Genomic DNA, 12,180 nt, shown 5'->3' with positions numbered 1-12,180 from the left:
ACCGCAGGGCCCTCCCACCGCAGGGCCCTCCCACCGCAGGGCCCTCCCACCGCAAGGCCCTCCCACCGCAAGGCCCACCCACCGCAAGGCCCACCCACCCGGGGGTCCATCCCACTCTCATTGTCCAGCGTGTGGGTCCATTGGCGACAGGGCGATGTCGCGGCTGTGGATAACTTTCCGCTGCGCTTCGTGCGCTGCCCGGCGTGCGGGGCTACAGGCCGAGGTCGTCCAGTTCCTTGAGCAGGTCCGCCCGCGAGCCGGGTGTCGTCTGGCCCGTGCCGGGCGGGAGCGGCCGGGTGTCGCCGTCCGTGGTGGCGCGCGGGCGGCGTTCGCGGAGGATCCAGCCGCCGGCGATGCCCGCGATGAAGCCGAACAGGTGGCCCTGCCAGCTGATGCCGCGGTGCGGCAGCAGTACGGCGAACTGGTACGCGAAGCACAGTGCCATGACGAGCCCGACGGCGATGTCGATCCGGTGCCGGTCGAAGAACCCGCGCACGATCACGTACCCGAAGTAGCCGAACACCACGCCGCTCGCGCCGGCCGTCACGGTGCCCGGCCCGGACGTCAGCCAGGCGCCCATGCCGCTGACCAGCACGATCAGTGCCGTAAGGCTCAGGAACCTCTTCACGCCGCGGAAGGCCGCCAGGAAGCCGAAGATGAACAGGGGCCCGGAGTTGCCCTCGATGTGCGCCCAGCTCAGGTGCAGGAACGGCGCCGTCAGCACGCCCGTGAGGCCGCCGACGTCCCGGGTGCGGATGCCGTAGTGCAGGCTGAGCCCGTAGCCGTCCGCCCAGTTGATCGCCTGGACGACCCAGATGACCGCGAGTACCCCGACCATCACCCAGAACGCCTTGAGCGCCTCGGCCAGCACCGCCTCGGCGTCACCCGGCCGTCCGTCCCCGCTGCCCATGTTCACCGCGCCTCTCCGGCCGAAGCATCTCCTCCCCGAAAGATAGCCTCGCCCGGGGACGGTCGCGCGCGCGTTGAGGGAGATGACCGGCATACGTGTCAGACGGGGCGTTCCGGTCAGACGGTGGCGTTCCGGTGTTCGGGGAGGACGGCGCGGCGGACGGCCCCGGCCGCCCAGTCGCCCGCGCTCCTCTCGCGGATACGCGTGCCGAGGACCCGCCAGTCGCCCGAGGTGGCCAGCAGGACCTTCGCCAGGCCCGCCGCGGCGGCGAGGGCGCCCAGCGCGAGGGTCCGGCGGTCGGGCGTCACGCTCGCGGTCGCGGCGTCCACCACCCGCTGGTGGGCCTCCCAGAGCGAGACGATGTCGCGCACCGGGTACCAGGTCTCCGCGAACAGGCCGTAGTTCCGGTGGTGGTCGATCTCGACCTGGCCGGCGTCGACCATCCGCGTGAGCAGGCGCTCGGTCAGGCCCGTGCCGCGCAGCCGGGTCACCCACACGAGAGGGGTACGGGGCTCGGCCGCGATCGCGTCGAGCAACTCGTCGAGGACGGAGTCGCCGGTCGGCGGTCCGCCGACCGCCACGAGGACGGATCCACCGCCCTCGTCCACCGTGACGCGGCCGGTCAGGGCGAGTTCGGACAGCAACCCGCCGACCACGCCGCAGTCCATCGCGGTGGGATCGATGCGGCACTTGCCGCGGATGTCGTGAGCAAGGAGCAGCAGTTCGTCTGCCAGCGTCTCGGGCACGTTCGGAACGCTAAACGCCCCGGCTGTCGGCTCGGTAAACAGAGGGCAAAGTGTTTCAGGCGGGGTCGGGGGACGCGCTATGGCCACGTCGTACCCGGACCGACATCACCGCCGCGACCAGGCAGAGCGCGCCCGCGCCGTACCACGCCGCGGCGTAGTCGCCGAGCCGGTCCCGTACGACACCGGCGGCCTCGGCCGCGATCGCCGCGCCGACCTGGTGTGAGGCGAACACCCAGCCGAACACGATCGGCCCGGACATGCCGAAGTTCTCCCGGCACAGGGTGACCGTCGGCGGCACGGTCGCCACCCAGTCGAGGCCGTAGAAGATGATGAAGACCAGCATGCTCGGGTGAGCCGTCCGGGCGAACAGGCTCGGCAGCACGAGCAGCGAGCAGCCGCGCAGTGCGTAGTAGACGCCGAGCAGCACCCGCGAGTCGACGCGGTCGGTGAGCCACCCGGAGAAGATCGTTCCGGCGACGTCGAAGACACCGACGAGGGCCAGCAGGCTCGCGGCCGTGGTCTCCGGCATGCCGTGGTCGTGCGCCGCGGGGATGAAGTGGGTGCCGACGAGGCCGTTGGTGGAGGCGCCGCAGATCGCGAAGCTTCCGGCGAGCAGCCAGAACACCGGTCTGCGCGCGGCCGTGTCCAGCGTGCCGAGCGCGCGGCGGGCCGCACCGGTCGACCGCACCTTCGGTATCTGCTCCGTCGCGCCGTACGGGAGCAGGCCGACGTCGGCGGGGTGGTCGCGCAGGAACAAGACGACGAGGGGCACGACGGCCAGGGCGGCGACGCACACCGTCACGGAGGCGGACCGCCAGCCGTACGCGTGGGTCAGGTGGGCCAGGACCGGCAGGAACACGAGCTGGCCGGCCGCGCCCGCCGCGGTGAGCACGCCGGTGACGATGCCGCGGCGGGCGACGAACCAGCGGCTCGTCACCGTCGCCACGAAGACCATCGCCATCGACCCGGTGCCCAGGCCGATCAGCACGCCCCAGCAGGCGATGAGCTCCCACGGCGCGGTCATGAAGACGGTCAGCCCGCTGCCGACCGCCACGAGCAGGAGTGCGACGGAGACGACCCTGCGCATGCCGAACCGGTCCATCAGGGCGGCGGCGAACGGCGAGGTCAGGCCGTACAGGACCAGGTTGACGGAGACGGCGGCGGAGATCGTGCCGCGCGGCCAGCCGAAGTCCTGGCTCAGCGGGTCGATGAGCACACCGGGGGTGGCGCGGAATCCGGCGGCGCCCACCAGGGCCACGAGTGCGACCGCCGCCACGATCCAGGCGCGGTGCGGACGCGAGCGAGTCTTGGGCGGTGTGTCGGGGATTGTCGCAGTCACACGGAGATCCTGCTGGAAGCGGAGTTCGTCGGGCGAGTGGCCCGAGAGCCATCATCGGAAATAATCGGGCCATGTCCCCTCATGAGATCGTCGTCCTCGTGCTGAACGACGTCGTCGCGTTCGACCTCGGCGTGCCGACGCAGATCTTCGGCGCGGCGCGAGACGGCGATGACCGGCGGCTCTACCGCGTGCGCGTCTGCACCCCGGACGGCGCGCCGGTCCGTACGTCGGGCGGCTTCCTGGTCCAGCCCGAAGAGGGGCCCGAGGCGCTGGCCGAGGCCGACACGGTGATCGTGGCCGGCGTCCACGGGGGCGCCCCGATGACGGAGGGCCGGCTGGAGCCGGTCGTGGCCAGGGCGCTGGCCCGGCGGCGCCCGGACGCTCGGTTGATGTCGATCTGCACGGGCGCGTTCGTGCTCGCGGCGGCGGGGATCCTCGACGGCCGCCCGGCCGCCACGCACTGGCGGCACGCCGACCGGTTCCGTGCGCTCTATCCGAAGGTGCACCTGGACGCCGACGTGCTGTTCGTCGACGACGGCGACGTACTGACCTCGGCGGGCGTCGGCGCGGGCATCGACCTGTGCCTGCACGTGGTCCGCCGCGACCACGGCAGCGAGGTGGCCAACCGCGCCGCGCGGCGTTCGGTGGTGCCGCCGTGGCGTGACGGCGGGCAGTCCCAGTTCATCGAACGGCCACTGCCCGACCCGACCGGCACGTCGACCGCCGCCACCCGCACCTGGGCACTGGCCCACCTGGACGAACCCCTGAGCCTGGCCCGGCTGGCCCGGCAGGCGGGCATGAGCGTACGGACGTTCACCCGCCGGTTCCGCGAGGAGACGGGGGCCAGCCCGGCGCAGTGGCTGCTGGGCCGGCGGGTGGAGGAGGCGCGACGGCTGCTGGAGACGACGGACCTGCCGATCGACCGTGTCGCCGCCCGCGCCGGTTTCGGCACGGCGACGTCGATGCGCCAGCACCTGCACGCGGCCGTGGGCGTCTCCCCGACCGCCTACCGCCGCACGTTCAGCGGCGACGCGGCAGAGATCTAGGGCCTGTCTCGAAGTGGTTGGGTCGTGGGTTTTCCACAGCGGTGCGTGTGGTCTTTCCTTGGCGTGTGGGGTGGCTTGACAATGGAAGTGGGGTCGGCGCCCCCTGGGAGGGCGGGCCGGGCCGGTCGTGTTCATAACGCTGGATCGGCTCGGTGGTGGAGTGATCGATGTGGCTCAGCCGGTTGAGAGGGCGCCGGGTGAGGACGGCGTGCATGGTCGAGGCCGGCACGCCCGGCCGGCCGGCGATCTGGATCGGCCCCAGCCGCTGTTTCCAGCGCAGATGCACGATCTTGCGCACACCGGGTGCGGCGTCCGTGATGGGCTGTGACGCGGCCGAGACGGACGATCGACCATCCCCGCGGCACCGTGCCGGCGGTAACGGGTGGCCCAGCGGTCGGCGTTCGGCGTTCGGCGTTCGGCGTTCGGCCAGGACACCTCATACCGCTCGGCCGCCCGGGCGATCGGCCGGCCGTCATCGACGATCAGACGCGCGAGGCGAAGACGCCCGCGAGGAGTCAGGGCAGCGTCAGCGTGGGACACGAAGGCCTCCTGGTGGACGGAGCGGTTCCTCGGCAGTTCCACTCCACAACCGCAGGCCTTCACCCGCCACCCAGATCCACACCGTGTCCTCACACAAACCCAACCAACCCGCCTGGGCAATACACCTAGGCCGCGCGGATGAGCGGATAACCGGTTGGCGGGGCGGAGGCCGGTCCGTTACAACGGACGCCATGCTCCGCAAATACCCGCGAACCCCTCATATCGAGGGTTCTCGGCTGCAGCCCGGCGACTTCGATCTGGCCGCCGTGCCGTTCGCGGAGATCGCGGGCCGGTACCTGGTCGTGGAGGAGAAGCTGGACGGGGCGAACGCCGCGATCAGCTTCTCGGCCGACGGAGGGCTGCGGCTGCAGAGCCGCGGCCACTACCTGACCGGCGGTCCGCGGGAGCGCCAGTTCGGTCCGCTGAAGGCGTGGGCGGCGACGATCCGGCACCTGCTCTGGCCGCGGCTCGGCGACCGCTACGTCATGTACGGCGAATGGCTGTACGCCAAGCACACCGTCTTCTACGACGCGCTCCCCCACTATTTCTGCGAGTTCGACGTCCTGGACCGGCGGACGGAGGTGTTCCTGTCGACGGAGCGCCGCCGCGCGTTGCTGGCCGGCACCCCGGTGGTGTCGGTGCCGGTCCTGCGCGCCGGGCCGATCGACCGGCTGGAGACGCTGACGTCGCTGGTCGGCCCGTCGACGTGCCGGACGCCGGGCTGGCGGGACGCCCTGGCCGAGGCCGCCGCGGAGGGCGGCGCCGACCCCGGTCAGGCGCTGGCCGAGACCGACCTGTCGGAGGACATGGAGGGCCTCTACATCAAGGTCGAGGAGGACGGCGAGGCCGTCGGCCGCTACAAGTGGGTACGCCCGGGCTTCCTCACGGCGGTGCTCGACTCCGGCAGCCACTGGCTGGACCGGCCGATCGTCGCGAACCGCCTGACCGACCCGGAGGCGCTCTATGCGACCGTTCGATGAGCTGTGCCCCGCACCGCCGCGGTGGACCGTGCCGTGGGCCGGGATCGAGACCGCGTTCGCGTGGGTCCGGCGCATGTCCGGGGTTCCGCAGGACGAGGAACATCACGCCGAGGGTGACGTCGCCGCCCACACCCGGATGGCCTGCGAGGCGCTCGCCGCGCTGCCGGAATGGCGGGCGCGTCCGGCCGCCGAGCGGGTACGGCTGTTCGCGGCCGTGCTCCTGCACGACGTGGCCAAGCCGGACTGCACGAGCGAGGACGACGACGGGCGGATCACCGCCCGCGGCCACTCCCGGCGCGGCGACCTGATCGCCCGGCGGGTGCTGTGGGAGCTGGGCGCCCCGGTGTCGTGGCGGGAACACGTGGCCGCGCTCGTCCGGCATCACCAGGTCCCGTTCTGGGCGCTGGAGCGACCCGACCTGGAGCGCATCGCGTTCCGGTCGAGCCTCGTGACGCGCAACGACGATCTCGCGATCCTGGCGACGGCCGACATACTCGGCCGGATCTGCGGGGACGCCCCCGAGGTGCTGGAGAACATCGCCCTGTTCCGTGAGTACTGCGCCGACCAGGGCTGCCTGGACCGGCCGCGCCGGTTCCCGTCCGAGCACGCGCGCTTCTGGTACTTCCGCACGCCCGGCCGGGACCCGGGCTACGCGGCGCATGATGACACCCGGCTGACCGTGACCGTCCTGTCGGGCCTGCCGGGCGCCGGCAAGGACCACTGGGTCGAGGAGCACGGCGCGGGGAGGCCCGTGGTCAGCCTCGACGCGCTGCGCGCCGAACTCCGGGTCGACCCGGCCGGCGACCAGCGGCGGGTGGTGGACGCGGCGTACCGGCTGGCGCGGGAGCATCTGAGGGCGGGCCGGTCGTTCGTGTGGAACGCCACCAACGTGTCCCGGCAGCTCCGCGACCGGTGCGTCGGCCTGGCGGCCGGCTACCGGGCCCGGGTCGAACTGGTCGCGCTGGAGGCCCCGCCGCGGGTGCTGCGGGAGCGCAACCGGGCGCGCGACAACCCGGTGCCCGAACCGGTGGTCGACCGCCTGATCGGCCGTTGGGAGGCCCCGGACCCGACCGAGGCCCACAGCGTCCGCTGGGTCGTCACCGGCTGAGAGACCGCCCGGAACCCCGGCCGCGCCTCAGGTGAGGCAGGCCGGGCCGAGGAGCTGCTTCAGGTCGCCCATCAGCGCGGGCGAGGCGGTGACCCGGAGCCTGTCGTCGAGCCGGACCACCGTGGTCCGCGGGCCGTTCTGCAGCTGGAGGTGGACCTCGGTCTGGCCCGGGTGGGTGCCCAGGACCTCCTTCAGCCGCTGGACGACCGGCGGGGTGACGCGGGCGACCGGCAGGGACACCGTCAGGGGACGGCCCGTGTCGCTGACGGTCAGGTCCGGCTGGGTGACCTCCATCGCGATCAGCTTCGCGGTGTCCTCGCGCTTGTCCAGGCGCGCCTTGACGACGAGGATCGCGTCTTCGGCCAGCAGCGTCGAGCACAGCTGGTACGCCGACGGGAAGATCATCAGCTCGATCGCGCCCTCGAGGTCCTCCAGGACGGTCAGCGCCCAGGAGTCGCCCTTCTTGGTGACCTTGCGCTGCAGGCCGGTGACGAGACCGCCGACCGTGACGATCTGGCCGTCGGGGCGCTCGTCCGCGGTGAGGGCGGCGATGGAGCAGTCGACGTTGGCCGACAGGATGTGCTCGATGCCGAGGAGCGGGTGGTCGGAGACGTACAGGCCGAGCATCTCGCGCTCGAAGGCCAGCAGCGTCGTCTTGTCCCACTCCCCCGCCGGGATGGCCACGTCGAAGGTCGTGTCGACCACGTCGTCGGCCCCGCCGAACAGGGAGTCCTGGCCGATCGCCTCGTTGCGCTTGATGTCGATGATCGCGTCGATGGCGGCCTCGTGCACCAGCACCAGGCCCTTGCGCTCGTGGCCGAGGTCGTCGAAGGCGCCGGCCTTGACGAGCGACTCGACGACGCGCTTGTTGCACACCTGCGGCGGCACCTTGCGCAAGAAGTCCTGGAAGTCGGTGAAGCGGCTCTTCTCCTTGCGGGAGGCGATGATCGCGTCGACGACGTTGCCGCCGACGTTGCGGATCGCGGTCAGGCCGAACAGGATCTCGGTGTCGCCCTTCGGGGTGAAGTCGGCGTCGGACTCGTTGACGTCGGGCGGGAGCACCTTGATGCCCATGCGGCGGCACTCGTTGAGGTAGAGCGCGCTCTTGTCCTTGTCGTCCTTGACCGAGGTGAGCAGCGCCGCCATGTACTCGGCCGCGTAGTTGGCCTTGAGGTAGGCGGTCCAGTACGAGACCAGGCCGTAGCCGGCGGTGTGCGCCTTGTTGAAGGCGTAGTCGGAGAAGGGCAGCAGGATGTCCCACAGCGCCTTGATCGCCTCGGCCGAGAAGCCGTTGTCCTTCATGCCGGACTCGAAGGTGGCGTACTGCTTGTCCAGCTCCGCCTTCTTCTTCTTGCCCATCGCGCGGCGCAGCAGGTCGGCCTGGCCGAGCGTGTAGCCCGCGACCTTCTGCGCGATCGCCATGACCTGCTCCTGATAGACGATCAGGCCGTAGGTCGTGTCGAGGATCTCCTTGAGCGGCTCTTCCAGCTCCTTGTGGATCGGCGTGATCGGCTGCTGGCCGTTCTTGCGCAGCGCGTAGTTGGTGTGGGAGTTGGCGCCCATCGGGCCGGGGCGGTAGAGCGCGAGGGCGGCGGAGATGTCCTCGAAGTTGTCGGGGCGCATCAGCCGCAGCAGCGAGCGCATGCCGCCACCGTCGAGCTGGAAGATGCCCAGGGTGTCACCGCGGGCCAGCAGCTCGTAGGCCTTCTTGTTGTCGAGCGGCAGCTCGAGCAGGTCGATGTCCTCGCCCTTGTTGAGCTTGATGGCCCTGAGGCAGTCCTGCATGATCGTCAGGTTGCGCAGGCCCAGGAAGTCCATCTTCAGCAGGCCGAGCGTCTCGCAGGTCGGGTAGTCGAACTGCGTGATGATCACACCGTCGCTGTCGCGGCGCATGATCGGGATGTGGTCGGTCAGCGGCTCGGCCGACATGATCACGCCGGCGGCGTGCACGCCGGTCTGGCGGATCAGGCCCTCCAGGCCCTGCGCCAGATCCATGATCTGTTTGACGTCGGTCTCTTCTTCGTACAGCTTCCGCAGCTCGCCGGCCTCGCCGTAGCGCGGGTGCTTGTCGTCGAAGATCCCCGACAGCGGGATGTCCTTGCCCATGACGGCGGGCGGGAACGCCTTGGAGATGCGGTCGCCGAGCGCGTACGGGAAGCCGAGCACGCGGCCGGCGTCCTTGATCGCGGCCTTCGCCTTGATGGTGCCGAAGGTGGCGATCATCGAGACCTTGTCGGCGCCCCACTTCTCGGTGACGTAGCGGATCGCGTCGGCGCGCCCACGTTCGTCGAAGTCCACGTCGATGTCGGGCATGGAGACGCGGTCGGGGTTGAGGAACCGCTCGAAGATCAGCCCGTGCGGCAGCGGGTCGAGGTCGGTGATGCCCATGGCGTACGCGACCAGGGAGCCCGCCGCGGAGCCACGGCCCGGCCCGACCGCGATGCCGTTGTTCTTGGACCACATGATGAAGTCGGCGACGACGAGGAAGTAGGAGGGGAACCCCATCTGGCAGATGACGTCCATCTCGTACTCGACCTGCTTGCGGTGCTCCTCGTCCACCCCGCCGGGGAAGCGCCGGTCCATGCCCTGCCAGACCTCTTTGCGGAACCACGACTCCTCGGTCTCGCCCTCCGGGACCGGGAAGCGGGGCATGAGGTTGTGGTATTCGAACATCCCCGAGGGGTCGACCTTCTCGGCGACCAGCAGCGTGTTGCGGCAGCCCTCGACCCAGATGTCGGAGGTGTCGACCGCCCGCATCTCGTCGGCGGACTTGAGGTAGTAGCCCGAACCGCTGAACTTGAAGCGGCCCGGGTCGGCCAGCTGCTTGCCGGTCTGGATGCACAGGAGCGCGTCGTGCGCGGACGACTCGGCCTCGCGGGTGTAGTGGGAGTCGTTGGTGACGACGGGCGGGATGGCGAGCCTCTTGCTGATCTCGATGAGACCGTCACGGACCTGCTTCTCGATGTCCAGACCGTGGTCCATGACCTCGAGGAAGTAGTTGTCCTTGCCGAAGACCTCTTGGTATTTGGCCGCGGCCTGGAGCGCCTCGTCGAACTGGCCGAGCCGCAGCCGGGTCTGCACCTCGCCCGACGGGCAGCCGGTGGTGGCCATCAGGCCCGCCGAGTGCTCCTGGAGCAGCTCGAAGTCCATGCGCGCCCACTTACGCACGAAGCCCTCGGTGTAGGCGCGGCTGGTGAGCTTGAACAGGTTGTGCAGGCCCTCTTTGTCGCGCGCCCAGATGGTCTTGTGGGTGTAGTGACCGCCACCGGAGACGTCGTCGCTCTTCTGGCTGGGCTCGCCCCAGCGGACGGGCTGCTTGACGAAGCGGGAGGCGGGCGCGACGTAGGCCTCGATGCCGATGATCGGCGTGACATCGGCGGCGGTCGCCTGCTTGTAGAAGTCGTACGCGCCGTGGGTGTTGCCGTGGTCGGTCATCGCCACCGCGGGCATGCCCTGCTCGCCGACCTCGGCGAACATCTCTTTCAGACGGGCCGCCCCGTCCAGCATCGAGTACTCGGTGTGCACGTGTAGATGCACGAACGAGTCACTCATGCGCGGCGCCTCCTCGGGGCATGCGACAACAACGCGTGCCGGGGGACACGCGCCGTCGTCGTGGTTTTGTCGTCTCTTCGACCACCGGTCACACGGCGGTCCCATGAGACTAACGGGTCCCACCGACGAGTTCGGGACCCGACACTCAAGATGTCCGAAACGCCACGTTCATCGGCGTGATCGTCTCCGTGACGGCCCGCGCACACTCCGACGTCTTGTATGGTCAGGCGCAGATTCGGGCATCAAGCCAGTCCCTGTGGACGGTGAATTTCGGAGGCGGGACGTGTCGAGGACGATGGATCCCCCGGGCACGCTCGCCGGCGGCCCGGGACATGAGGGCGACGAGGACTACGCCAAGTCGCTGAGCAACCGTCAGGTCCGCATGATCGCGATCGGCGGGGCCATCGGCGTCGGGCTGTTCCTCGGCGCGGGCGGCAAGCTCGCCGCGGCCGGGCCCGGCCTGATCCTGTCGTACGCCATCTGCGGTGTCGCCGCCTTCTTCGTCATGCGAGCGCTCGGCGAGCTCGTGCTGCACCGCCCCACCGCGGGCAGCTTCGTCTCGTACGCCCGGGAGTTCATCGGCCCCTGGGCGGGTTTCGCCAGCGGCTGGCTCTACTGGCTCAACTGGGCCATGACCGGCGTCGCGGAGACGACCGCCGTGGGGATCTACGTCCACCGGTGGCTGCCCGGCGTGCCGCAGTGGCTGGTCGCGCTGGCCGCCCTGGTGATCCTGCTCACGGTGAACCTGCTGTCCGTACGGATCTTCGGGGAGCTGGAGTTCTGGTTCTCCGTCATCAAGGTGCTGGCGATCGTCACCTTCCTGGTCGTCGGGCTCGGTCTCGTGCTGACCGCCGCCGGCGTCGGGCACGAGCACGCGGGCCCGGCGAACCTCACCACGCACGGCGGGTTCCTGCCGCGCGGGCTGCCCGTCGTCCTGATGAGCCTGCAGGCCGTCGTCTACGCCTACTCCGGCATCGAGATGGTCGGCATCGCGGCCGGTGAGACGCAGCACCCGCGCCGGGTCATGCCCCGGGCGATCAACGGGGTGATCTGGCGGATCGGCATCTTCTACGTCGGCTCGGTGATCCTGCTGGCCATGGTGCTGCCCTGGACCGCCTACAGCTCCGGGGAGAGCCCGTTCGTGACCGTCTTCTCCCGTCTCGGCGTACCCGGCGCCGGCGACATCATGAACGCCGTCGTGCTCACCGCGGCCCTGTCCTCGTGCAACTCCGGCCTGTACGCCACCGGCCGCATCCTGCGCGCCCTGTCGAGGCGCGGCGAGGCCCCGGAGTTCGCCGGCCGGATGAACCACCGGCACGTCCCGTACGGCGGGATCCTGTTCACCGCGATCGTGCTGACGCTCGGCGTCGGGCTCAACTACGCGGTGCCGAAGATGGCCTTCGACATCGCCACGTCGGCGTCCGCCCTCGGCGTCGTCGCCGTCTGGGGGACGCTGGTGTGGTGCCAGCTCCGGCTCCGCGCCGCCGCGAACCGCGGCGAGGTCGCCCGGCCCTCCTTCCGCATGCCGGGCGCCCCGGTCACGAACTGGCTGACCCTCGCCTTCCTCGTCGTCGTGGTCGCGCTGATGCCGTTCGCGGACGAGGCCAACCAGATCGCGTTCTGGTGCATGCCGGCGGTGATCGTGGTGCTGTTCGCGGGCTGGCGCATCGTACGCCGCCGGGTCACGCCGGAGACAGGTTCCGCTCCTCGGACGCCTGCAGGCCCGCCTCGATGACCGCGGTCATGATGCGGGCGATCCGGTCGGCGCCGAGCCCCGGCGCGCGTGCCGCCATCGCCTCGACGATCTGACGTTCCCGGTCCATGTCGCGGCCGGCGAAGCCGCCCACCGGCTTGAGCCGCTGGACCAGCCCGGCCAGTTCGGCGCGGCGTTCGAGGAGCGTGGCGAGCGCGGCGTCCACCCGGTCGTTCTCGGCGCGCGCGGCGGCCACGGTCGCCCCG

The 12,180-nt window shown here is 70.7% G+C and carries 9 protein-coding genes and 1 pseudogene; 4 read left to right on the top strand and 6 right to left on the bottom strand.

Annotation, left to right across the window (positions count from 1 at the left end):
* Window positions 1–211: 211 nt before the first annotated feature.
* The 3 genes from ACFFNX_RS35420 to ACFFNX_RS35410 all read right to left on the bottom strand — a co-directional run bounded on the left by ACFFNX_RS35420 (window position 212) and on the right by ACFFNX_RS35410 (window position 2,995).
* Complete coding sequence (locus ACFFNX_RS35420; protein ID WP_378210304.1) at window positions 212–910, bottom strand: rhomboid family intramembrane serine protease; 699 nt, start codon at window positions 908–910, stop codon at window positions 212–214.
* 116 nt (window positions 911–1,026) lie between these two features.
* Complete coding sequence (locus ACFFNX_RS35415; RefSeq protein ID WP_378210302.1) at window positions 1,027–1,656, bottom strand: GOLPH3/VPS74 family protein; 630 nt, start codon at window positions 1,654–1,656, stop codon at window positions 1,027–1,029.
* Between the two features lie 55 nt (window positions 1,657–1,711).
* Window positions 1,712–2,995, bottom strand: a complete 1,284-nt coding sequence (locus tag ACFFNX_RS35410) for an MFS transporter (protein WP_378210300.1) — start codon at window positions 2,993–2,995, stop codon at window positions 1,712–1,714.
* 71 nt (window positions 2,996–3,066) lie between these two features.
* On the opposite strand from ACFFNX_RS35410, the gene ACFFNX_RS35405 reads away from it, so the two are divergent.
* Window positions 3,067–4,041: a GlxA family transcriptional regulator gene (locus ACFFNX_RS35405; RefSeq protein WP_378210297.1), complete on the top strand. Its 975-nt coding sequence runs from the start codon at window positions 3,067–3,069 to the stop codon at window positions 4,039–4,041.
* Window positions 4,042–4,156: 115 nt separating this feature from the next.
* Here ACFFNX_RS35405 and ACFFNX_RS35400 read toward each other — a convergent pair.
* Window positions 4,157–4,581: pseudogene (locus ACFFNX_RS35400) on the bottom strand (transposase family protein); the annotation flags it as partial.
* Between the two features lie 191 nt (window positions 4,582–4,772).
* Between ACFFNX_RS35400 and ACFFNX_RS35395 the strand changes: the two are divergent.
* Both ACFFNX_RS35395 and ACFFNX_RS35390 read left to right on the top strand, forming a co-directional pair.
* Window positions 4,773–5,561, top strand: coding sequence for an RNA ligase family protein (locus tag ACFFNX_RS35395; RefSeq protein ID WP_378210296.1), 789 nt, complete (start codon window positions 4,773–4,775; stop codon window positions 5,559–5,561).
* Window positions 5,545–6,669: an AAA family ATPase gene (locus ACFFNX_RS35390; protein ID WP_378210294.1), complete on the top strand. Its 1,125-nt coding sequence runs from the start codon at window positions 5,545–5,547 to the stop codon at window positions 6,667–6,669. The genes ACFFNX_RS35395 and ACFFNX_RS35390 overlap by 17 nt, the downstream gene beginning before the upstream one ends.
* 27 nt (window positions 6,670–6,696) lie before the next feature.
* Here the strand turns inward: ACFFNX_RS35390 and dnaE are convergent, their stop codons facing one another.
* A complete protein-coding gene (gene dnaE / locus ACFFNX_RS35385; RefSeq protein ID WP_378210292.1) occupies window positions 6,697–10,221 on the bottom strand; it encodes a DNA polymerase III subunit alpha in 3,525 nt (1,174 codons plus the stop codon).
* A 283-nt stretch (window positions 10,222–10,504) separates the two neighbouring features.
* On the opposite strand from dnaE, the gene ACFFNX_RS35380 reads away from it, so the two are divergent.
* The gene (locus tag ACFFNX_RS35380) at window positions 10,505–11,956 is read left to right on the top strand and encodes an amino acid permease (RefSeq protein ID WP_378210291.1); all 1,452 of its coding nucleotides are present in this window, start codon (window positions 10,505–10,507) and stop codon (window positions 11,954–11,956) included.
* Here the strand turns inward: ACFFNX_RS35380 and ACFFNX_RS35375 are convergent.
* Window positions 11,904–12,170, bottom strand: coding sequence for a chorismate mutase (locus ACFFNX_RS35375; protein ID WP_378210305.1), 267 nt, complete (start codon window positions 12,168–12,170; stop codon window positions 11,904–11,906). The two genes, ACFFNX_RS35380 and ACFFNX_RS35375, sit on opposite strands and share 53 nt — an antisense overlap.
* Between the last annotated feature and the right edge of the window lie 10 nt (window positions 12,171–12,180).

The organism is Actinoallomurus acaciae (assembly GCF_042429965.1).
GTDB classification, from domain to species: domain Bacteria; phylum Actinomycetota; class Actinomycetes; order Streptosporangiales; family Streptosporangiaceae; genus Actinoallomurus; species Actinoallomurus acaciae.
Note: the sequence above shows the minus strand (reverse complement) of the source record. Positions and strands in the feature narration are given on the sequence as shown.